Origin of the sequence: Meridianimarinicoccus aquatilis (assembly GCF_004358675.1) — a bacterium.
GTDB lineage: Bacteria > Pseudomonadota > Alphaproteobacteria > Rhodobacterales > Rhodobacteraceae > Meridianimarinicoccus > Meridianimarinicoccus aquatilis.
Map to the genome: position 1 here is coordinate 1 of NZ_SMZO01000005.1, position 22,037 is coordinate 22,037.

At 57.8% G+C, this 22,037-nt stretch carries 20 protein-coding genes and 1 pseudogene; 7 read left to right on the forward strand and 14 right to left on the reverse strand.

Features of this window, described 5'->3' with window-relative positions; all coding sequences use genetic code 11:
• Positions 1 to 202: 202 nt before the first annotated feature.
• A complete protein-coding gene (locus tag E2L05_RS03165) occupies positions 203 to 826 on the forward strand; it encodes an exopolysaccharide biosynthesis polyprenyl glycosylphosphotransferase (RefSeq protein ID WP_165971676.1) in 624 nt (207 codons plus the stop codon).
• Positions 827 to 1,081: 255 nt separating this feature from the next.
• On the opposite strand, the gene E2L05_RS03170 is transcribed toward E2L05_RS03165, so the two are convergent.
• From E2L05_RS03170 to acuR, 3 genes are read right to left on the reverse strand one after another with little or no spacing between them, the layout of a single operon-like run.
• Positions 1,082 to 1,798 (reverse strand): dimethylsulfonioproprionate lyase family protein, encoded by a 717-nt coding sequence (locus tag E2L05_RS03170; protein WP_133341450.1) that lies wholly within the window; start codon positions 1,796 to 1,798, stop codon positions 1,082 to 1,084.
• 15 nt (positions 1,799 to 1,813) lie between these two features.
• On the reverse strand, positions 1,814 to 2,806 hold the full coding sequence (gene acuI / locus E2L05_RS03175) for an acrylyl-CoA reductase (NADPH) (RefSeq protein WP_133341451.1): 993 nt from the start codon (positions 2,804 to 2,806) through the stop codon (positions 1,814 to 1,816).
• Between the two features lie 17 nt (positions 2,807 to 2,823).
• Positions 2,824 to 3,450, reverse strand: a complete 627-nt coding sequence (gene acuR, locus E2L05_RS03180; RefSeq protein WP_133341452.1) for an acrylate utilization transcriptional regulator AcuR — start codon at positions 3,448 to 3,450, stop codon at positions 2,824 to 2,826.
• Between the two features lie 226 nt (positions 3,451 to 3,676).
• Here acuR and E2L05_RS03185 point away from each other — a divergent pair, with 226 nt between their 5' ends.
• The 4 genes from E2L05_RS03185 (at position 3,677) to E2L05_RS03200 (ending at position 8,284) form a co-directional block, all read left to right on the forward strand.
• Positions 3,677 to 4,873, forward strand: a complete 1,197-nt coding sequence (locus E2L05_RS03185) for an LL-diaminopimelate aminotransferase (RefSeq protein ID WP_133341453.1) — start codon at positions 3,677 to 3,679, stop codon at positions 4,871 to 4,873.
• A 166-nt stretch (positions 4,874 to 5,039) separates the two neighbouring features.
• Positions 5,040 to 6,473 carry a hypothetical protein gene (locus tag E2L05_RS03190; protein ID WP_133341454.1) on the forward strand — a complete coding sequence of 478 codons (1,434 nt, stop codon included), beginning with the start codon at positions 5,040 to 5,042 and terminating at the stop codon, positions 6,471 to 6,473.
• Positions 6,474 to 6,504: 31 nt separating this feature from the next.
• Complete coding sequence (locus E2L05_RS03195; RefSeq protein ID WP_133341455.1) at positions 6,505 to 7,215, forward strand: hypothetical protein; 711 nt, start codon at positions 6,505 to 6,507, stop codon at positions 7,213 to 7,215.
• Positions 7,216 to 7,228: 13 nt separating this feature from the next.
• A complete protein-coding gene (locus tag E2L05_RS03200; protein ID WP_133341456.1) occupies positions 7,229 to 8,284 on the forward strand; it encodes a HEAT repeat domain-containing protein in 1,056 nt (351 codons plus the stop codon).
• Position 8,285: 1 nt separating this feature from the next.
• On the opposite strand, the gene E2L05_RS03205 is transcribed toward E2L05_RS03200, so the two are convergent.
• From E2L05_RS03205 to E2L05_RS03235, 7 genes are all read right to left on the reverse strand, one after another.
• Positions 8,286 to 9,809 (reverse strand): helicase HerA-like domain-containing protein, encoded by a 1,524-nt coding sequence (locus tag E2L05_RS03205; protein ID WP_133341457.1) that lies wholly within the window; start codon positions 9,807 to 9,809, stop codon positions 8,286 to 8,288.
• A 102-nt stretch (positions 9,810 to 9,911) separates the two neighbouring features.
• On the reverse strand, positions 9,912 to 10,655 hold the full coding sequence (locus tag E2L05_RS03210) for a metallophosphoesterase family protein (protein ID WP_133341458.1): 744 nt from the start codon (positions 10,653 to 10,655) through the stop codon (positions 9,912 to 9,914).
• Between the two features lie 72 nt (positions 10,656 to 10,727).
• Positions 10,728 to 11,522 carry an aspartate dehydrogenase gene (locus E2L05_RS03215; RefSeq protein WP_133341459.1) on the reverse strand — a complete coding sequence of 265 codons (795 nt, stop codon included), beginning with the start codon at positions 11,520 to 11,522 and terminating at the stop codon, positions 10,728 to 10,730.
• A gap of 37 nt (positions 11,523 to 11,559) precedes the next feature.
• Positions 11,560 to 12,351 (reverse strand): ABC transporter permease, encoded by a 792-nt coding sequence (locus E2L05_RS03220; protein WP_243721846.1) that lies wholly within the window; start codon positions 12,349 to 12,351, stop codon positions 11,560 to 11,562.
• Positions 12,348 to 13,067, reverse strand: coding sequence for an ABC transporter ATP-binding protein (locus tag E2L05_RS03225; protein WP_133341461.1), 720 nt, complete (start codon positions 13,065 to 13,067; stop codon positions 12,348 to 12,350). The genes E2L05_RS03220 and E2L05_RS03225 overlap by 4 nt, the downstream gene beginning before the upstream one ends.
• Before the next feature lie 107 nt (positions 13,068 to 13,174).
• Positions 13,175 to 13,435 (reverse strand): PepSY domain-containing protein, encoded by a 261-nt coding sequence (locus E2L05_RS03230; protein WP_133341462.1) that lies wholly within the window; start codon positions 13,433 to 13,435, stop codon positions 13,175 to 13,177.
• Between the two features lie 18 nt (positions 13,436 to 13,453).
• Entirely contained in the window at positions 13,454 to 13,891 is a 438-nt protein-coding gene (locus E2L05_RS03235) for a hypothetical protein (RefSeq protein ID WP_133341463.1), read from the reverse strand.
• Between the two features lie 508 nt (positions 13,892 to 14,399).
• Between E2L05_RS03235 and E2L05_RS03240 the strand changes: the two genes are divergently transcribed.
• Positions 14,400 to 15,509 carry a TauD/TfdA family dioxygenase gene (locus E2L05_RS03240; RefSeq protein ID WP_133341464.1) on the forward strand — a complete coding sequence of 370 codons (1,110 nt, stop codon included), beginning with the start codon at positions 14,400 to 14,402 and terminating at the stop codon, positions 15,507 to 15,509.
• Between the two features lie 55 nt (positions 15,510 to 15,564).
• Here E2L05_RS03240 and E2L05_RS03245 read toward each other — a convergent pair whose 3' ends face one another.
• From E2L05_RS03245 to E2L05_RS03265, 4 genes and pseudogenes are all read right to left on the reverse strand, one after another.
• Positions 15,565 to 16,614 (reverse strand): permease, encoded by a 1,050-nt coding sequence (locus tag E2L05_RS03245; RefSeq protein ID WP_133341465.1) that lies wholly within the window; start codon positions 16,612 to 16,614, stop codon positions 15,565 to 15,567.
• 54 nt (positions 16,615 to 16,668) lie between these two features.
• Positions 16,669 to 16,980, reverse strand: a complete 312-nt coding sequence (locus E2L05_RS03250; protein WP_133341466.1) for an ArsR/SmtB family transcription factor — start codon at positions 16,978 to 16,980, stop codon at positions 16,669 to 16,671.
• Between the two features lie 317 nt (positions 16,981 to 17,297).
• Positions 17,298 to 18,210: pseudogene (locus E2L05_RS03260) on the reverse strand (IS1595 family transposase).
• 171 nt (positions 18,211 to 18,381) lie between these two features.
• The gene (locus E2L05_RS03265; RefSeq protein ID WP_133341467.1) at positions 18,382 to 19,494 is read right to left on the reverse strand and encodes a zinc-binding dehydrogenase; all 1,113 of its coding nucleotides are present in this window, start codon (positions 19,492 to 19,494) and stop codon (positions 18,382 to 18,384) included.
• Between the two features lie 496 nt (positions 19,495 to 19,990).
• Between E2L05_RS03265 and E2L05_RS03270 the strand changes: the two genes are divergently transcribed.
• Entirely contained in the window at positions 19,991 to 21,367 is a 1,377-nt protein-coding gene (locus E2L05_RS03270) for an NAD-dependent succinate-semialdehyde dehydrogenase (protein ID WP_133341468.1), read from the forward strand.
• Positions 21,368 to 22,037: the final 670 nt, after the last annotated feature.

Below are 22,037 nucleotides of genomic sequence, written 5' to 3' on the forward strand. Positions count from 1 at the left end.
CCCCTATCCTAAAGGCGTAGTGCCGTATTCGAAACGCAATTTCGGCCTCCCTTTCGAGCTTCGTTCGGCGCAATAGAAGATCGTTAATGGCGCGTCCTAACCTTTATCTCGCTTTCCCTAACCCTACGCTCAGATGCGTTCCAGACCCGCTTCAGGCAATTTGGTGGCAGATAAATTGACACGCCGATCTGGAGATGCCGACATGACAAACACAGCTCAAACATTCGCCGCCGCGTCGACCAACCTTCAGGTCATTGCAAAAGACGCAATGGACCGCACCATCGCTCTGGTCGCCATTTTGCTGCTGCTGCCAGTGCTCGTCATCGTCGCCATCGCGATCCGCCTTGAAAGCCGCGGCCCGGTTCTGTTCCTGCAAGACCGCACCGGCCTGAACGGCAAAGTCTTCCGCATCTTCAAGTTCCGCTCGATGACAGTGGGTGCAGGCCTGGCCCAGGCCCGCCGCGGCGACGCACGCATCACACGGGTTGGCGCCTTCCTGCGCAAAACATCCATCGACGAGCTGCCGCAGCTGCTGAACGTTCTGCTTGGCCACATGTCCCTGGTTGGCCCGCGCCCCCACGCTGTTGCACATGACGAATTCTATGCGCCGCAGATCACCAACTACATGGCCCGCTACGCCGTGAAGCCCGGCATGACCGGTTGGGCCCAGGTGAACAACGCCCGCGGCGAAACCGAAACCCTGAACAAAATGGCCCGCCGCGCTTCGCTCGACCTGGATTACATCCGTGATTGGTCGCTGGCGCTGGACCTGAAGATCCTGATCGTGACGCCGCTCGCGCTGCTGACCGACAAGGCTGCGTACTGAGTTACCCGAGTGTGTGCGTTGTTTCCGAGTGACCAAAAGCCAAGTTGACGAGTTCCCCAGATTACCGAGTCCCCATACCCCAAGTGTGGTTTCCCAGTCTTTAACGAGTGACACTTTTTACCTAGTTCCAAACGCAAGTTCTTACCAAGTGGCGTGTTAAGCCGACCCTGTTTTTTACGAGTTTGAACTTCAGTACACAGGCGGTCGGGTCCCCCGGCCGCCTGTTTCATTTCCCGGGCGCAATGCAGCAGTGGCCTAGATGCCCTGTTCCATACGCTTGCGAGTCTTTGTGAATTTCATACTTGGCTCTGTCAGTTTTCCGCTTGGACCAACCCACGCATAGGCCAAAAGGCAAGGATCATTATCGCCGGTCGTGATCCGATGTTCATGCCCAGGCTTGTTCAAGATCAACGAGCCTGGCGCGAAAACGGCAAACTCGTTCTCTGACCATGCACCGGCAACCGAGATATAGCTTTCTTCAATATCGACGTGACTGTGTTGAGGATACGTGGTGCGCGGTGCAAACAGGACAAACCCCAAGGTGAGCCGCTCTGAAACGACTGGGCCGCGTGGACCCAGCACTTCACAATAGGCATATTTCTTGGCCAGATGCGCCGGAACCCGTTGATAGCCATATTCCCAACTCAATTCATTGGACGCGCGTTCCAACGCCCGGCCCATACCCGACATCGTACCGCGCGACGACAGATCGAAGGCGCGCGGCAAATGGGCAACCACAGGTTTGAGCACGGCCTGTCGGGGCTGAACCGTAGGATTGCAATCCATGACTTGCGACAACGCTTCGCGTATCTTCTTGCGATGCGACCGGATCGCCTTGCTGCCGCCAGCGGACCCACGGCTATAGATTTCCTGAAACTCTTGCAGCAAATACACCCAATTGGGGCAATCACTGAGCCGCAATTCAGACGCCGTGGAAGTTTCCGCCACAATGGGAAGACCTGTGTCAGCCATACCCCCGCCCCTGCTTCAGTTCAGATCAGGTGCAACGGGCACAACAATGCGCCCTTTCACCTGACCTTCCAGAAACTTCGGTGCCGTTGCGACGACGTCTTCAAGGGCAACTTCGGACACCATTTCTTCAAGCTTTGTGAAATCAAGGTCGCTTGCCAGTCGCTTCCATGCGCCCACGCGATCGGCCTGCGGGCACATCACGCTATCGACACCTGCCAACGTAACCCCGCGCAAAATGAAAGGGGCGACCGACGTGGGCAAATCCATTCCGCCAGCCAGCCCGCAGGCCGCAACGATGCCGCGATATTGCATCATCGAAATGACATTCGCCAAAACCGCGCCACCGACGACGTCAATCGCGCCGGCCCAGCGTTCCTTGTTCAACGGGCGCGCCTTTCCGGCCAATTCTTCACGATCCACGATGGATGATGCGCCGAGGCTTCGCAGATAGGGCTCTTCGCTGGCACGGCCGGTCACGGCAGCAACCGTGAATCCACTGGCCGCCAACAGGGCGATGGCCACGCTGCCCACGCCGCCCGTGGCACCGGTTACGACAACCTCGCCCTTGTCCGGTGTCAGGCCATTTGCCTGCAACGCCATGACGCACAGCATGGCCGTGTATCCGGCAGTCCCGATGGCCATTGCCTGTCGTAACGAAATGCTATCGGGAAGGTGCACCAGCCAGTCGGCTTTGACCTGCGCCAATCCGGCCAAACCGCCCCAGTGCTTTTCGCCAACGCCCCATCCATTCAGAACGACACGGTCGCCTGCCTTGAATTCAGGATGCTTGCTCTCGCGGACGATGCCGGAAAAGTCGACACCGGGCACCATTGGGAACTTACGCACAACCGGCGCAGCGCCAGTGATTGCCAGCGCGTCTTTGTAGTTCAATGTGGAATACGCGACGTCGACCGCCACGTCCCCCTCTGCCAGTGGTTCGAATGTGACATCTGTAACCGTAACGGTTTGGCCTTCGTCCGTCTTGTCGATCTGGATTGCTTTGGTCATGCCTGTCTCCTTCAATATTACTGTGATGCGAACTGCAAAAAGGCAGTCGCGACCTGCCTGAGCGGCTCTGGTTGTCTTTCAAGGCGCGCGCGCAGAACGGCCCCCTCCCAGCTGGTCCAAAAGACCGCTGCAAGGGTATCGGGGTCATGGTGCGCGCCAATCTCACCGTTTTGTTGGCCATCGCGCAGACATTGGGCGGTAATCCGTTGCCAATTGCGAAGAACCCCGACCAATTGAGCGCGGTACGGCTCTGGCAGCGACGCCATTTCTTGGCCCAAATTTCCGACCAGGCAGCCGCGCGTGAACTGATGGCGGGCCATCCCCGCCTCGGCATCGTCGGCAAAAGCACGCAGACGTTCAGGGGCAGAAAGGCCTTCGCGCGCGAGGCATTTGGTCAGTCGATCCTGAAAATACGCCCCATAGGCATCGATCAAGACTGCCCCAAAATCCGCTTTGGACGCGAAGTGATGATAGAAGCTGCCCTTGGTAACACCGGCCGCCGCGACGATTTCGTCAACGCCGACAGAACTGTACCCGCGTTCCGTCAGGTGCACGAGCCCGGCCCGGATCAGGGCCGCACGCGACGGCTGATCCTCTGGGGCCTTTCGCGGACGACCGCGACTTCGTTTTACAGTTGGTTGCATGGGACTGCCGTGATGGAACAATTAGCATACTGTATGGTACATTAAATAAGGTTTGTCCAGTCCACGCGATTGGCACTGCAATTTCGGGCAATAATCGGCAACCTGCCACATGGACCAGCACCCGATCAGCCGCGATGGTCGCCTTCGCCGTTGCGCTGACCCTGCCTTTTGCACGAAGGTGGCGCGCAAACGAATCCTGATCCGCCCTAAAACCCCCGAGAGAGCCATGTCCGAAGAATTTTACCGCATGAGACGCCTGCCACCCTACGTCATCGCAGAGGTCAACGCGATGCGGGCGACAGCGCGGACCGCGGGCGAAGACGTGATCGACCTTGGTATGGGCAATCCTGACATGCCCCCTCCCCAACACGTCATCGACAAACTGGTTGAGGTGGCCCGCAAGCCCGATGCCCACGGCTATTCCCAATCGCGCGGCATCCCCGGGCTTCGCCGGGCGCAAGCAGATTACTATGCGCGCAGGTTTGGTGTGGAGGTGGACCCAGACCGCGAAGTCGTTGTGACCTTGGGTTCAAAGGAAGGGCTTGCCAGTTTGGCCACAGCAATCACCGAGCCCGGTGATGTGGTTATGGCCCCAAACCCGTCTTATCCGATCCACACGTTTGGCTTTATCATCGCCGGAGCTGCGATCCGATCGGTGCCGACGACCCCGGACGAGGCGTATTTCGAAAGCCTGGATCGGGCTATGGCGTATACGGTGCCAAGGCCAAAGATCCTTGTGATGAACTATCCGTCCAACCCGACCGCTGAAACGGTTGACTTGGCGTTCTATGAACGTGTCGTCGCGTTTGCCAAAGACCACGGACTATGGATCATCAGCGATCTGGCCTATTCTGAACTTTACTATAATGGCAAACCCACGGTTTCGATCCTTCAGGCAAAGGGCGCCAAGGACGTCGCGATCGAGTTCACATCCCTGAGCAAAACCTACAGCATGGCGGGATGGCGGATCGGTTTCGCGGTCGGCAACCCCACGTTGGTTGACGCTATGACCCGTGTGAAATCGTATCTCGACTACGGGGCGTTTACACCGATACAGGCCGCCGCCTGCGCGGCTTTGAATGGCCCCCAGGACGTCGTTGAAGAAAATCGAAAACGGTATCACGCCCGCCGCGACGTTCTGATTGAAAGCTTCGGACGGGCTGGATGGGACATTCCTGCCCCACCTGCGTCGATGTTTGCATGGGCCCCAATTCCGCCAGCCTTGGCACATATGGGCAGCCTTGAGTTTTCAAAGCAGTTGCTGACCCACGCAAAAGTCGCTGTAGCCGCAGGTGTCGGGTATGGCGAAAACGGCGAAGGGTTCGTGCGCATCGCAATGGTTGAAAACGAACACCGCATCCGACAGGCCGCGCGCGGCGTTAAGAAGTATCTTCAATCCATGGGGGTCAATACGCCGAACTGAGCAACTCGGCGACTCACCCTCAGGGTGAATTTCCAGTCCGGTTTTCCCGACTAAGTCTGTACACGAAAACACGTTAACGTTGCGTAATCCCCATGAGGCCCAAAAGCATCGGCCCTGTGGGATCGCTCCGTAATTTCGTGTTTTTGACACCAGAGGGAGAACCACCATGGCCCCGATTTCGTCCGACGGCTTTCAAGCCCAGAACGACGCATCCGACACAACCGTTTCTATTTCCGGCACATCAGCCGGGGTGACGGCTGGCGGTGCGGGTCTGCCGGGCAGTTTGATCATCCTTGCTCCAGACGGAACAGAAGCCTTGCGCCTTGACGGTCTGGGCGCGATCCAACGCATCGGGAACAATGGCAATGCAGGCGATCTGAGCCTGCATGACGCTTCAGATCGCGACACGATCAGTCTTGCAGGTGCTACGGCAGTTCTGCGGCTTGGAACCAATGGCAATGGCGGCGATCTTGAGGTGCGCGACAGTGCCGGCCGCACGGTCATGAACATGCAAAGCAGCAATGCCACGCTTCAGGTCGGGGCATCCGGCAATGCCGGCGATGTCACCGTGCGCGACGGCGCGGGGCAACCAGCGCTTGAATTTCGGGGCCATTCAGCGACTTTGACTGTTGGAACAACCGGAAACGAAGGTGATCTGGTGGTGCGCGACGGCTCAAACCGCGACGTTCTGCATTTCAACGCAGCAAACGCATCCCTCAGGATCGGAAGCACCGGCAATGAGGGGGACCTGAGCATTCGCGACTCTGCGAACCGCGAGGTTCTGCAATTCGATGCTAATTACGCTGTGATGAGGATCGGCTCCACCGGCAACGAAGGCGATCTAATCGTACGCGATGGGGCCAACCGGGAGGTGTTCCACGTTGATGGAAACAACGCATGGGTCCGCATCGGGAGCACGGGAAACGAAGGTGATCTTGCGATCCGCGACGCATCAAACCGCGAGGTCTTTCACTTCAACGCCGAGAACGCGGTGCTTCGTATTGGCACTGCCGGAAACGAAGGCGACATCAGCGTCCGTGATGCGGCGGATCGTGAGGTGATGCAATTCGACGCAAATTACGCGGTCTTGCGTGTCGGGGCCGCGGGCAATGAGGGGGACATCATTTGCCGCGACGATGCTGGCAATGAATCCATTCACCTGAACGGCGGCAGCGGCGACATCATTCTGCGCAACGCCGACTTGGCCGAGCAGTTCGACGTGGACGCGGCCGTTCTTGCCGATGCCGGAACGGTTATGGTTCTTGGCCCGAATGGGACGCTTCAACCCTGCTGTACAGAACAGGATACGCGGGTGATCGGCGTTGTTGCAGGCGGCGGAAACTACAAGCCCGGCATCATCATGGATCACCGCGAAGTCGATGACGGGCGCCGTGTTCCGATCGCTATGGTTGGAAAGGTCTCGTGCCGTGTTGACGCGCGCAAAGGCGCAATCAGGGCGGGTGATCTTTTGACCACATCGGCGACGACAGGCTGCGCAATGCGCACAGGACCCGATGCCGCTGGCGCAATCATCGGCAAGGCCATGACCGGGCTGCCGGACGGAACTGGCCTGGTGGACATGATCGTCTGCCTAACCTGACTTATTCCTCAAAACAGATCGGAGCCATCCCATGTCGGTCAGCCTTCGAAGTCTTGCAGCCTCTTGCCTTGATGTTACTGGTGATTTTTCCGTGCGCGCTGGCATTTACGGGTATCCGCACGGGGCCATAAACCGTGAGTTACGATTGCTTTCCCACATCTCGAACATACGCGGGCAAGCAATCAATTTATCGGTCATACTTGTAGCACACGAGCCGGGGTATGGCGGGCAGTTCACACAAGCCAATTGCCAACGCATTCAAGCCGGGATCGACCGAATGCGCGAAATCTATGCCCAAGTCGGGCTTGGTGTGCGACGTATCTATTGGAGTTACATTCCTGTTGCGCAAGCGGGCGGGTATTCCACGGTTGATGGCAGCGAAGCCACGGACCTGACCAATGATTGGTCGGGCGATAATGACGGAATTGATGTGTTCTGGGTGTCGAACGTCACCGATGCCGGCGGCTGGAGCAATAGCGACGGACCTTGCAACAAGGACCAGGACAAGGTCCGCACCGGCGCAGTGTTGGAAATCTCGAACAGCGACGACTTTACCGGCATTCTTTTGGCGCATGAGGTCGGGCACTATCTCAGGCTGCGCCATTTCACGACCATCACCAACTTGATGGGCGTCGATTCAAACAATGACGGCATCGGCGAACTGAACAGCACCAGCACCGATCTGACATCCGATCAGGGCGACCGGATGAAAGACAGCTGCTTTGTGCGAAACCCCTGCTAAGGAGGCCAGAGCGATGGTACAAAGAGAGACAGCTAAATCCGCGCTATCCGCCGATCTCAAGCGCGTCGTCGGGGCTGACCATATCGTGTTGCGCAAAACAGCCGTTCTGAAGAAAGCAGATGCCGCGCGGCTGGCCGCACTTTTGGGACAGAAGCAATCAAAGGGACCGGATGCGCTGATCGACCGCAAACGCGCCCTTGCCGCGCTTGCGCGTTCTGCACCTTTGCAACGCGATACAGCAGATATTCTGGGCCGGCTTTTGGTTGATGAAACCGCAGATCCATCGGAAAGGTTGGCTGCAGCGAGCTATCTCGGCGCGCTATCGACCGACATGGCAGAGCGACCGCTGATCGCAGCCCTGCGGCAAGCGCGCGGCCCCTTTCGGAGCCGTGTTTTGAAATCCCTGGCGCAAGTCGGCTCAGCCAGCGCGTTTCGGCTATTGCGTGATCTGGAACCGGAAAACGCCGCAGAGGCACGACAGCTTGCCCTTGCAACCGCCGCAATCGCCGCACGCGAACCGGGTCTGGTCAGCCCGGATTATGGCAAAGCCTTTGGATTGGAGTGGGCCGAGGCAAAAGCAGAACCACTGGATCGAAAGTCGCTTGCAGCGGTGCATGCCGGGCTATCAGGGCCGCTGTTTTCCATGGCACCCAGTGCAAAGCTTGGCCTTGGGTACACATGTGGGAAAACACGCTTCACTCTGCTCTTGAACGACAGTTTGGATCAAAACGACATCCCGAAGGCCGTCATGGCACGCGAATGGATCGCTGCAAGCATGGTGACACAGGCCGGAAACGCAGCGCACTGGACCCTGCGGTGGTTAGTGCTTACTCAGCCGGTGGCCGACGGCCTGCGCATGGTCTTGCTCCGCCCCAATGGCGATGCGATGTTTGAAGGCATGGCACAGCCCGGCAAGGATGGGATGAACTTTCATCTTCGCGATACCGGACTGGAACGCATTCCAACTCAGATCGACGGCCGTATCCTCCGCAACGGGTTAAGCTGGACGCACAAAGTCTGGCGCGGGCCGCTGCGGGCAAAAAAACGGCCACTGCCACTTGCGATCTGACCTATCGGCTTCGAAACAGACTGCCCAAGATACCGCGCACCAGTTTCTGCCCTTCTCGGGAGTTGAGTTGCTTGACCACGGTCTTGGCCAGCGCATCGGTCAAACTTGGGCCGCGCCGTTTTGACTGGGTACGCTTCGGCATCGGGGGTTTGTACCGACGCGCTTTGTTAAACTCTGCAAAGGCATCTTTCGTCTCTTGTGCGGCTTCCTCTGCGCGGCGCGTTTCGACGGCTGCGGCTTCGGCGCGGGCCGCCAATTTCTCTTGGGCACTCTCGCGGTTGATTGCCGCCTCATATTTGCCGGCCAACGGCGAGGCCGCGATCACCGCCGCGCGCTCTGGTTTGGTCAACGGTCCCATTCGCGAACAGGGCGGCCGGATCAAGGTGCGCTGTGCGATCCCCGGCACAGCTTTCTTTTCCAGCATTGACGTGACCGCTTCGCCAGTGCCAACGCTGCGAATGGCCTCTTCCGTGTCAAAATCAGGATTGGGGCGGAAGGTTTCGGACGCCAGCCTAAGCGCCTTGGCATCGCGGGGCGTAAATGCCCGAAGCGCATGCTGGATGCGATTGCCCAACTGGCTCAGCACATCGGGCGGAACGTCGTCTGGATTTTGTGTGACGAAATAGACCCCGACACCCTTGGACCGGATGAGCCGAACAACCTGTTCGATCCTATCTATCAAAGCCTTTGGGGCGGTATCGAACAGCAAATGTGCCTCGTCGAAGAAGAACACCAACACTGGTTTGTCCGGGTTTCCAATTTCGGGCAGCGTTTCGAAGAGTTCGGACAACAGCCACAACAAGAACATGGCGTAAAGCCGAGGCGACGACATCAGCTTGTTCGCCATTAACACGTTGATGCGGCCCAAACCGCCATCGGTGGCCATCATGTCTGCAAGATCAAGCGCCGGCTCGCCCAGAAACCCTGCGGCGCCTTCGTTTTCCAGCACCAAAAGCGCCCGTTGGATCGCGCCAATAGAGGCAGAAGATACGTTGCCGTACCGCGCCTTGATGTCGGGCGCGTTTTCGTCCAGCCAGACCAGCATGGCACGCAGATCTTCCAAATCCAGAAGCGCGAGATCTTCGTCATCGGCAACGGCAAAGGCGATTGTCAGAACCCCTTCCTGGACCTCTGTCAGGTCAAGCATCTGGGATAGCAAAAGCGGGCCAATATCCGTAATCGTCGTGCGCACAGGGTGCCCATCCGCGCCAAAGAGATCCCAAAGCACGACGGGAAATGCCTTCAACTCATAGTCAGTCAGGGCGATTTTTTCAGCGCGGGAAAACAGAAAGTCTTTTGGTGTCCCCGCCTGTGAGAGACCCGAAACGTCCCCCTTCACATCGGCCATGAACACCGGGACGCCTGCAGCCGAAAACCCTTCGGCAAGGATCTGCATGGTGACTGTCTTGCCGGTTCCGGTTGCCCCGGTTACCAGCCCGTGCCGGTTCGCCAGATCGAGGTGCAGAACTTGCGCTGTGTCCTGCTCAGCTCCGCCGCCGCCAATGAAAATCCCGGACTTGTCCATGCCGTGCTCCTGTTCCCTTGCCCGTGCAAAGCATGCGGGTATCCAGCGCGGCGAGCAACCGCCTTGCGCAACTTCGTGGTAAACCGATGCGATCTGCTGCCGTCAGGAACCCGAAGCCAGGTCGACAACCAGCCTATTTCGGCCACCGTCATCCAATAACGATACGGTGCGCCCTTCGATCAAAGCGGGCAACAAAGGACGGCCATACCCGGCCCCGCCATCAAGGTTGAGACGGTTGAAATATAACTGCGGACGATCCAGCGCCGTGTGACCGTGTACAACAAGCCGCCCCCAGTCGTGGTCGCTGCCAAGAAAAGGATCACGAATCCAGATCAGATCATCCTCTTTTTGCTTTGTCAGCGGGACACCGGGCCTCAGACCTGCATGCACAAAAATCTGACTGTCCGTCTCGTGATACCTTGGCAATGCGGCAATCCAAGCCAGATGGTCTGCTGGAACCGCCTCCAGCGCATCTTGGTGAATATCCTTCAGCGGGCGATCTTCGGACACGTCCACGCCATAAGACGCCAGCGTTTTGCGCCCGCCAAGCGGCGTATCGGTCCAAAGAAGCGGGCGCGAGGTATTTGGATCGTCGTATTTCGGGTTACCAAGGAAGCGTCCGATGTAGCGGTCATGATTGCCCATCAGACAAGTCCAAGGTTTGCCGTCTTTCTGGCCTTGCATCAGCATTTCGATCACGGCGCGGGACGACGGGCCGCGATCTACATAGTCGCCCAGGAAAACAATCGGCGCAGCCGGTTCCCCGAAACGTTCAATGGCTTCAAGGGCCGTTTCAAGTTGACCTAGCTGACCGTGAATATCGCCGATGGCGTGGATCGGATCCATTGGTTTTCCCTTTTGCATGGGCGAGACATGCAACCGATGGCAGAAAAGGGCAAGACAGCAATCGCGCGCCGGTCAAAAGGCAATCGGCTCTTGTCCATCAACAATTGCGGCAAGTACGCTTAGCGCAGCCAGGGCAGAGGTCCGGGGATTGTCTGGCAGGCCAGCCCCCGAGACACGAAACTCAAGGGTGCCGAAATCGCCTTGGGCATGGATTTCGTGAATGTTGGACGTCGCATCCGGGTCGGCCACAAGCTGAACTTCGGTGCGGTCAAACCCCAGCCCGGACAGGGCAACAGCCGCCGCCACATTCGCATTCTTGGGATAGCGCAAAGCCGCATCGCGGGCCGTTCCGGAAAAATGCGTAACGGCTGTCGCAGGGGGATTGCCAAAATCAATAACCTCTTCAGCCGGCGAGCCCCGCCACCCAGCCAAAGGTTTCCGCCCGGTATAGGTGACCCTTCTAAGCTGACCACGCCGCGCGGCGCGCAAAGCGTCCAAAGCGCCAATTGCACCACTGGCCAAGTAAAGCCGACTTCCACCGTCAAGGGCCGCATTGCGCAGGTCTGCATAGACGTCAGGGTTGGCAAGCGCCCCCAGCGAAACAGTCGTCAGGCATTTCCCGGCGCGCAATGCAGTTGGCCCATGTTCCGCAAGCGCCGCGTGACCGGCACAGTCGACCACGTGACCGATATGACTGGACAGCTCATCGACAGACGAAACAACATCGACCTGCGGGGGTGTGCGCCGCCGCATGTCTGCCACCCTGCCGGGGCGGACCACGAACGCGCCCAACTTAACATTACCGCCGCGCAGACCATTCTGGACAAAGCCTGAAATTGCGCCGCTTCCTATCAGGGCAATGTGCATCTGGCGTCCTTGGCTCAGCACCGGAGTGAAGACTCGGTCATGACTTGCGTTTCATCAATCCGCGAGAGGGATCATACCCCCAAACAGCCGCAGCTCCAAAGACCAACGTGGCGCCGATCACGACCAATAAAGCGGTCAGGTTAAATTGCAGATACAGCAAGAACCGGATCAGTTCGACCACATAGGTGAACGGGTTCAGAGCGCAGATATCATGCAGCAGTTCCGAACTCTCTGCCATTTTCCAAAGCGGATACAGCGCGGATGACAAGAAAAACATCGGGAAGATCACAAAGTTCATGACGCCCGCGAAGTTTTCCAGTTGCTTGATGAAGCTGGACAAGACAAGCCCAAGCGCCCCCAGCATAAGTCCTCCCAGAAAGACACCCGGCACCGCCGCCAGATACCCCAATGTCGGCATGGTGATGCCGAACAGCGCCGCAATCGCGAGAAACGCATAAACCTGTAAGACAGAAATCGCGCTGGAGCCCAGAAGCCGACACAGCAATAACCACCAGCGCGGCAAGGGGCTGGTCAGCAACAGCCGCATTGACCCCATTTCGCGATCGTAAACCAAGCTGAGAGAGCTTTGCATCCCGTTGAACAGCAAGATCATCGCGCACAAGCCCGGCACGATATACGTCTCATAGGTGATATACGTCTGATAGGGCGGGATGATCGATACACCCAGCGCAGCCCGAAAACCCGCCGCAAAGATCAGCAACCAAACCAAGGGCCGTACCAACGCCGACAAGAACCGTTCCCTCTGATGGACAAAACGCAGGAACTCGCGCCCGACAATCGCGCGCAGCACGTTGAGCCACGCAGTCACAACGCGGTCTCCGTCTTGTCGAGAAACCATTCGGACAGGTTACTCACGCCGCGAATATCGCCTGTGATGCCATCTGCAAGGATGTTGCCTTCGTGCAGCACCAAAAGCCGATCCGTATCGCGCACCTCGTCGGTCAAGTGGGTCGTCCACAGAACACACAGCCCTTGATCGGCCAGATCATGCACATGGCCGACGATCCCGGCGCGGGACGCGGCATCCAAACCCACCGTCGGTTCGTCCAGCAGCAGCACTTCGGGTTCATGCAGCAAAGAGCGGGCCAATTCCGTACGGCGGCGGTGCCCGCCGTTTAGCGCACGGACCTTTTCGCCTGCACGCTCGGCCATGTTGAGCCGGGCCAGCGCAGCGTCGATCCGCGATGCAAGCCCCTTGCGCGGCAACCCATGAAGAGCCGCGAAATAAGCCAGATTTTGGCGCACCGTCAGATCCAGGTCCAGCGTGGGTTGCTGAAATACGACCCCAAGGCGCCCCAAGGCGGGACCCGGCGTGCGCCGCAAATCATGCCCCGCGACCTGAATTGTTCCCCCCGGTGAGACCAGAAGTCGGGTCAACAGGGAAACAAGGGTCGATTTCCCCGCCCCGTTCGGCCCAAGCAGCGCGCAAAACTGGCCCTTTGGCAAATCGAAGGACACCCCTTTCAGAGCGTCCTTGCTGCCATAGCTATAGGCCAGAGTGCTGACAGAAAGCCCGCTTGTCATCCTTTAGCTCGCTTGGTCCGCGGTCTACTTCGCAACAGGTTCCGCACGAGCGGCGGATTGTTGAGACTGGCAAAGGCTTTCAAAGGCTGCTCCTGTTGGGACGCGCGCTATTCGGCGCGGCGGCTAATTTCGTTCAGATCAGTGTCAAGCTTGATGTCGTATTGGTTGCCACCTTCGCAAATGACGTCGTCAAGTTCGTATACCCCATCTTCCAATTCTATGTCGTCAGCGACCATCTGGCATTTCATGCCGTCCAGCTTTTCCATGATTTGCGCGACTGTTTCCGAAGGAATATCGTCTGGCTGGTTTGACGCGACGGCTGGTGTCGAAAGTACAAAAAAAGCGAGAGCAGATATCAGGTATTTCATTTGTAGAATCTCAAAAAGTTACTGAATTGAAATCTTGATCTGCTGCGTGTCGCCGGATGACCCCGGTATCCGCAGGATATGTGTGCCCGGAACAATCGCAATAAACGAAAGCTCTGCCGTTCCCGCATCGTCAAATTCAAGCGAGTCTATGGCCATGGGACGGATTTCTATGTCATTGATGACGATCTCGTTCATCCAGATGGCCCGAAAGAACTCTGGCCCGGTAAGAGCCAGCTCCGCAGACCCGTCTGCTGTAATTTCCAACGTGTAATAAGCCCCCGATTGAAGGGTCACATCCTCGCCCAGCGGCACGCCCGACGACAGCGTGATTTCGATCGGCTCACCCCGGTTACATCCGGCCAGAAGCCCGGCAAACCCGAAATCGTCGCAAAGTGGAGCAGCTATGGCAGGCGCTCCAAGGCAACAAGCCAGTGTGGCTGCGGTCAGAATTTTCATTTTCTTTCTCTCCCTTTTAGTGCTGCATGCGCGAACAAAACGCGGTACTGACGCCCGATTTTCAAAGTCGTTGGGCAACGCCCCCACCGCTTGGCTGTTGCTCGTTTCGCCGGACAAACAAGCACCCGCGCTATGCAGCACCCGATGCAAAATAGCCCCGAATGGCAACCGGGACTTTTGGGCAGGTTGCTTTGTTCCGTGACTGGAATTCCCGATGCCAGCCGACACATCGCCCCGCGTTTTGCACTGATTGAATGGGCATACCTGCATCGCCCTCGGGCAACTGATCGCAAAGAACGCCCCTTGCCGGTGCCCAAGGCCATCACCGCTTGCGGCGCAAGGCTCTTGTGTGCTTTCGTTGCGCATCATGAGAACCTTGTGGACAAAATGATTACAGTGTTGGGGCGCTTCCCGGGCCATCCTCATGCGAAGGTCCAAGGATGGTGGCCGCCGCCCGCAGGCCGCCGTCCTAAAGCATTTGATCTGACACTTCTGCAAGGAAACACGCATGCAACCTCTCCTGACACGCGGGGCCGAGGGCCTTGAAATCCGTTGGCCTGACGGCATTGTCGGCACCTTTCCCTATATCTGGCTGCGCGACACGGACCCTGCCGGATTTCATCCGCAAACCGGCGAACGCGCTTTTGACCTGACCAGCATACCACTCGATATCACACCCCAAAGCGTCAAGATCGATGCAGATAATTTGCTGTTAACCTGGACCGATCTTGATACCCAAAGTCGTTTCGATCTGGACTGGATCAAGGCAAATCGTCCCGGCCAGACACGCCCGGACCCCGCCGACCTGACGCCGACGCCATGGCGCGGCGATCTTGGCGCAGGGGGTGTTCCGCGCCGCACCGCGAATGGTATCATGTCCGGGGGCCGTGAACTGGCCGACTGGCTTGATGTGACAAAACGGTATGGCTTGTCCATCGTCGAAGGTCTGGCCGACAACAAGGATGCGGGGATCGCCATCGCCCGTCGAATTGGCCATTTGCGAGAAACGAATTTCGGCCTGACGTTTGAGGTGATGTCCAAGCCAAACCCGAACAATTTGGCCTATACGTCGGATGCGCTGCCGCTCCATACCGACCTGACCAACCAGGAATTGCCCCCTGGCTACCAGTTCTTGCACTTCCTTAGCAACGAGGCTGAGGGCGGCGGGTCAACCTTCTGCGATGGCGTGGCGGTCGGGAACGACCTGAAGGCCCAAGACCCAGAGGCATTCGAGATCTTGTCAACGGTGACGATCCCGTTCCGGTTTCAGGATTCAGACACCGACATTCGAGGCCGCAAATCCGTGATCACCTTGGACGCGCGCGGTGATGTGTCCGAGATTTGCTTCAACGCACATCTGGCCGATATACTCGATCTTGCGCCCGGCACCATGAACGCCTTTTACCGCGCCTATCGCCGCTTCATGGAAATGACCCGCGACCCTGCCTATCGCATCGCCCTCAGACTTTCCGCAGGCGAAATGGTTGTGTTCGACAATCGCAGGGTTTTGCACGGACGCGAAGCTTTTGACCCGTCTACGGGCTTTCGGCACCTGCATGGCTGCTACGTGGATCGGGGCGAATGGGATAGTCGGCTCAGAGTGCTTCGGCGGGCCTGACGTGTAACCCTCAAAAGGCCGTGGGAAGGTAAAGCGCCCGCCACGGCCTTTTGGTTCAAAGCAAATGCCAAAGCTGGAACAGTAGCCCCGCAGCAAAAGCCCCTGACAATGACAGCGAAATGTAGAGGGCAAATACAGGCGGACGCGCCAGCGCCCAAACCGCCATCGCCGCAGGGATCGATGTCACACCGCCCGCCACAAGAAACGCAAGACCTGCGCCCGGTGCCATCCCCTGGTCGATCAAACCGCCCACAAGCGGCAATGCGGCATAGCCATTCAAATAGGCAGGCACACCCACCAGCGTGGCCACTGCAATGGGACCAACGCCCTGACCACCAAGAACAGACGTTACCGTTTCAGCGGGAATCCAAGCCAACATCAGGCTTTCAATCACAAAAGCAAGCGTCAGCCACTTTGCCAGAAAAAGGGTAGTGGACCAGGCTGTTTTCCCAAAAGTTGCACGCCGCGCCGGATCATTCCAGAATTGCCAGACGACCGGCTTTGGCCCACGCACCTTTGCACCGCCACACCCCCCGTTGCCGATGCCATCCCGCAATGGATGCGCAAGCGCCCCGCTTTTTGCTAAAAGATGAACGATTGTTCCGCCAAAGACACCAAGCCCTATGGCCGCCACCGTTTTTGCAAACGCAAACTCCAGATTCAGAACGCCCATGGTCAAGATAAACATGGACGGGTCCATGATTGGCGACGCCAGCCAGAATGCCATGACCGCAGACAATGGCACGCCCATTGCCAACAGCGCCGCGATAAGCGGGATGACACCGCAAGAACAGAACGGCGACAAACCACCGGCCAGCGCACCCAGCCCGATCATCAGCACGGGCGATCCGGTAAACGCCTTGGCAATCAGGTTGTCTGCGCCGGTTGCCCCAGCCCAAGCCGCGATCCCGATCGACAGCAGAAGATAGGGCGCCGTTTGAAGCAGCGCGGCAGCCACGAACCGGGCACTTTCCACGGCCTGAGTGAAATCCAAGATCGCAAGGATGGCCAAGATCAACACAGAGGCGAGCCAAACGCCTTGCTGCTTCCACACACGGCGCACGGCAGGCCCTATCGCCGGCTGAGAGGTCACAAGCTCAGACATTACTATATCTCCGGTATTGGCGGTGTTTTTGGTTTCCAAAAATACCTACTGGCATCACTCGGCCTCCTTCGGCGCAAGAACACCCTCACAACATTCCGACATTAGGAAGTTGAGGACCCGGTGCATCGCGGGATAATCGACTCTGTTGAATACTTCGCGTCCCCTTTTTTCCTGAATAACCAGTTCCGCGTCCACGAGGGACGACAAGTGATGGGCCAAGGTGGACGGGGCCAACCCCAGATGTTCGCCGATATCGCCAACACGCAGCCCGTCTTCACCTGCCTTTACGAGCAGTCGAAAAATGGAAAGGCGTGCATCATGGCCAAGGGCTGCAAGGGCGCGTGCATGGGGGCTTGTAGTAGACATACCTCATAAACAACTATATTTCTAGTTTTGTAAATATGTAAGGTCAAAGTGCGTGGCCCGAGCATCTTCGACGATGCAACGCTGAAAATGGACTCCCATCAACGGAGTGTGGCACACGGCACAGCGCATTTGCCTGAAGGCGCAAGGGTTTGCACGCAGGATGACCCGGCTTACGACCCTGCAGCCTGCAACGGCAGAAGGCAGAAGGTTTTCACGCCACCTGCGCTCTTGGGCGCACGTACCAGTACCAAACGCGGTAGGCCTCCAGCAGGCCAAGCGGGACGAAATGGACCAACGCGGGACCAAGGCCGCCCCAGTCATGCAGCGCTGCCCAGTGCAGCAACGTCAGGACAGCGGAGATAGGTCTGAAAGTTGGTGATGTTAATTGTGCCAACTTTTGAAGTGTTGTGGCGGAACGAATACGCGTTCACGTACGGTGCAAGTGCTGTTCGCTCATGTAGTGGTAGACGCCGATGTAACCGCGCTTGAGCAGTGACCAGAAGCTTTCGATCCCGTTGGTGTGAGCCATGTCGCGGACATACTCGCCAGCAGAGTGGCGCATTGTCTTGTGAGTGTAGCCCAATGCGCCAAGGACATTGTAGAAGCGGAACTCGTCTGTAACCACTGTGCCGCCTTCTGGGGCGTTGTCTTGCACGAAACCAACCAGAGTGGCCGCATTGGTGCGCTTGATCGGTCTGGCGCGAACTACGCCATTCTCGTCACGCATACCCATGACTGCGGTTTTGCTAACAGCACCGCGACCCGCGTGAAGCTTCTTATCAGCGTGTTTGTTCTTTTCTTTGCCGCCCACGCAGGTTTCGTCCACTTGGACTTGACCGTCCATCTTGTCGTTGTTGCCGTTCATCCATGTTCGCGGATGCGCTGCGCAAGGAAACATGCTGTTTTCTGAGTGACACCCAATTCGCGGGCCATCTGAGTGCTTGGGATGCCCTTGCGGGCGTTGGTCAGCATGTAGATTGCCAACAACGACTTAAGTAGAGGAAGGCGGCTTTCAGCAAGACCCGTGCCTATGCGAACGCTGAAATGCTTGCGGCAATCTTTGCAGCGAAAAGCCATTGGCTTATGGTCTTTGCACTCAGTAACAGAAACCGCACCGGAGTGGTCACAAACAGGCTCATCATTCCAGCGACGTTTCTCAAAGAAATTGCGCGCGGCTTCTTCATTTGGGAATTTCTGGAAGTACTCAAATGTCCTAAGCGTATCTGACATGCGCCTAATCCCTGCTCCTGGTATTAAGCCAGCCAAAACACGTGGGACCGTCAAGTCAATTTCGGCCAGTTAAGTATGCAGGCCCCGTTATTTTGTGGTCCGCTCCTAGCATTCAACCTCTATCCGAAGCCGAAGGAGCCCCGATGCGACGGGGCCACTTCGGCGTCATCATCACGACCAAGGTGTAACGAGATATTTCTCACCTGTCTTCATTGTGCGATAGTCCATCACGGCCTCTTTCGTAAGCATCTCGTCGAGATTGACGCGCATTTTATAATGGCTGGCAAAGGTGGTTGTGAGATTGTCGCGCACCCGCTTGCGCATGCGGGTGACGATGTCCTGTCCGGCCGACTGGAGGAAGGGAAACAGCAGCCAACCCGAGAGGGTCCAGCCAAAGCCGTAGCTTGGTGTCAGCACCGTCGAACCAGTATCCAAACGGCCATAGATGAACATGCGCTTCGGCTGGGTCGAGCCATAGCGCGAGAACTCTGTCATCTGTTTTACCGCAACCTGCTCCATCGCCCTGAAGGCCGTGTCGACCGTCTGGCCGCCGCCCACCGGATCGAAACCATAGAAGGCACCTGTGTCCTCAATTGCCGCGCGCAAGTGCTTCATGAAGTCGTCATCCGACGAGTTGACGACATGGGTGGACCCAAGCTTTTCAAGCAGATCAACCTGGCTGTCCTTACGCACGATATTGACCAGACCAATGCCATCCTCTTTGCAAATACGGGTCAGCATCTGGCCAAGGTTGGACGCCCCGACCGTGTGAAGGATCGCATCCTGCCCGTCGGCCTTGGCATTTTCGACAAACCCCAAAGCCGTCATGGGATTTACGAAAGCGCTCGCGCCTTCTTCGGCGGAATGGTCGCCCAGCGGCAGGCACATGGCTGCATCTGCGATGCAGTACTGGCTGTAGGCATTTCCCGGAACGCAAGAGACGCGCTGCCCGACCAGCGCTTTCGCTGCGTCACCATCGCCCGCGGCGACAACCGTACCGGCACCTTCGTTTCCAGCAGGCAGTTTCAGGCCATGCCGCGCTCGTGAGCCCGCGTTTGCCGGTTCGGGCACGGTCGCAACGAATTTGCCAGACGAATAGCTGGCATTTTCAACATCGGCCCCACCGACGAGAATGGCGAGGTCAGACGGGTTGATCGGTGCCGCCTCCATTCTCACGAGCACTTGGTTGCCAGACGGATCGGGAAAGGTCACGTCCTCGATCGCAACGGTCAGCGTGCCATCCGCTTCCAGTGTTGTGAACAGTTGCTTACCGGTGGTCGCCATTTCGAAATCTCCAAGGTTTGGTGTCGCGGTTACGGGCGATTGTGGCTTCAGCGACGCAAACCGCCGCCCCCTGAGCATCAATCGCTATTGGGTACTCGGCGAGCACCGCATTCTCCAAAGCCGAACAGTACGTCTTCATAGGGCAGATACCCCGAGCATCGGCACGCTGCGCCGAAGATCGCACATAACACCTGTGTCCGCCGAGACCCATAGGATTGGGGCGCTTTCTGCGAGGCTTGCGATAACGTCTCGGTGATCTCGGATGGCGTCGGCCCATGATCCGCAAGGCCCGATTGATGAAAGCTGTTGATCACGGGAAAAGGGGTCTACTGCGCTGACTTTCCGAGATATTCGTGGCATGTCGTGGCCTGCGTGATGCTCACTGGTCGCCGTTCATGCGATGCATTCCCCCACCAATACCGCCAGACTGCCGCCCCTAAGCTCGGAACTCATTGCCTCCGCCGTGGTTGCTTCTTCAGTGAATAAAGGAGCCAACATGTCAACGATCACGACAACAAATCCGGCGACGGGCGAGATGATCGAAACCTATCCACTCATGACAGAGCAAGAGGCCCTGCAAAAGTTGAAGGCCGCGCACGCTGCTTTTCTGGAGTGGCGAAAGCTGCCCCATACCGAGCGCGCGCCATACTTGACCCGGATCGCGAAAGTGCTTCGCGACAATGCAGACGAACTTGCGGCCCTGATGACGCGCGAGACCGGAAAGTTGTTGAAGGATGGCCTGACAGAGGTGGAAATCTGCGCCGCGATCTTTGACTACACTGCCGAACACGGTCCTGACACTTTGGCAGATGAAGAGCGTACCCACGGGGCTGACGGCGCGCGCGGTGTCGTCACTTATCAACCGATTGGCGTGATTTACTCCATCCAGCCGTGGAACTTTCCCCTTTATCAACCGGTTCGCGTCCTGGCCGCAAACTTGATGGCTGGCAATGCATGCGTGCTGAAACATGCCAGCATCTGCACTGGATCGGGTCTTCGCCTGCGCGATCTGTGCATTGAGGCGGGCCTGCCGGAGGACCTGTTTCAAGTCATCCTAATCGACCACGACACCAGTGACCGGCTGATTGAACATCGATTGGTGAGCGGCGTAACGATGACAGGCAGCGATGACGCGGGACGGCACATAGGCAGCGTCGCTTCCAAGGCGCTGAAAAAGACGGTTTTGGAGCTGGGTTCCAACGATGCCTATTTGGTACTTGAAGACGCCGACATCGAAACGGCGGTCAAGTTTTCTGTCATGGGACGGCTATACAACAACGGCGAAACCTGTGTGTCGGCCAAGCGGTTCGTCGTGACCGACAAGGTCTATGACGCCTTCATTTCGGCGTTCGTGGATCAGATGACCGCGATCAAAATGGGCGATCCGACAATGGACGACACCAAACTTGGCCCACTGTCGAGCGAAGATCAGTTCGCCACGGTCAAAAAGCAGGTGGATCAAAGCGTGGCCAAGGGTGCAAAAGCGCTATGCGGTGGCACTGCCCCTGACCGTACGGGAGCGTATTACCCCGCAACGGTGCTCGCCGACGTTGTGCCGGGGATGCCTGCGTATGACGACGAAATCTTCGGTCCGGTGGCTGCGGTGATCCGCGCCAAGGACGACGAAGACGCCATGCGCATCGCCAACGACAGCAGGTATGGCCTCGGCGGCGGCATCTTCTGCAAAGACGAAGAGCGCGCACTCAAGCTGGCGCGCGACCATTTCGACACCGGGATGATCCGCATCAATTCCTTCGGGGCTGCTGATCCAAACATGCCGTTTGGTGGTATTAAAGACTCTGGGTACGGGCGCGAACATGGCGGTTTCGGGATGAAAGAATTCGTCAACGTCAAAGCGATCTTTCTTCCGTGACCATGCTGCAATCAGGTCAATGTGTCCGCGCCACACGAATGCTACGAAAAACACGTCCGCGTTCTGACAGCACCCGGGACGGTTGGGTTTTGTTGAGATCCGGTTGACGGTTTTCGCTTTGCAGGACTTTTGCCCGCCTACCGCGGTGATCGCGTTCCAGACTTGGCCGAGGGCACGCTTAACACTCGCCTCGGTTACATGTTCAACGCAATCGCCGCCCGGGCTCTTGTTGGTCTGCGTAAAGGCGATGCTGGCCAAATCTGGACCAACCATCTGCTTGAGTGGGCCACAACGTGACATCAGCGCACTGCCCCAAGGCCTGGACCGACGACGCGGCGATCTCACCTGCGAACCCGTCATTTCGCGATAATGCAGGTGTCGATTCGGCAAAAGTTGAGGACACAATAAAGCGCGGATGTCGTCCAGATGCTTGCAAGGTCGGCCCCGCGCTTAGCCTGACGGGACCCGTTCAACGGGTAAGCCAGATCAGACGTTGCGGACGTGTTCGTAGGGCGTGAGACGGTTGAGAGCCTTTAACCTGCGTGCGAAGTTGTGTGCGGTCATGACGTCGGTGCTGTCGAACTCTTGGCAGACTTCCGCAAGCGAAGCTTGCAATCGCTGTATTCGCTCTGACGGCATACGTGATCAAGGCGCTCCTGTGACGAACTTG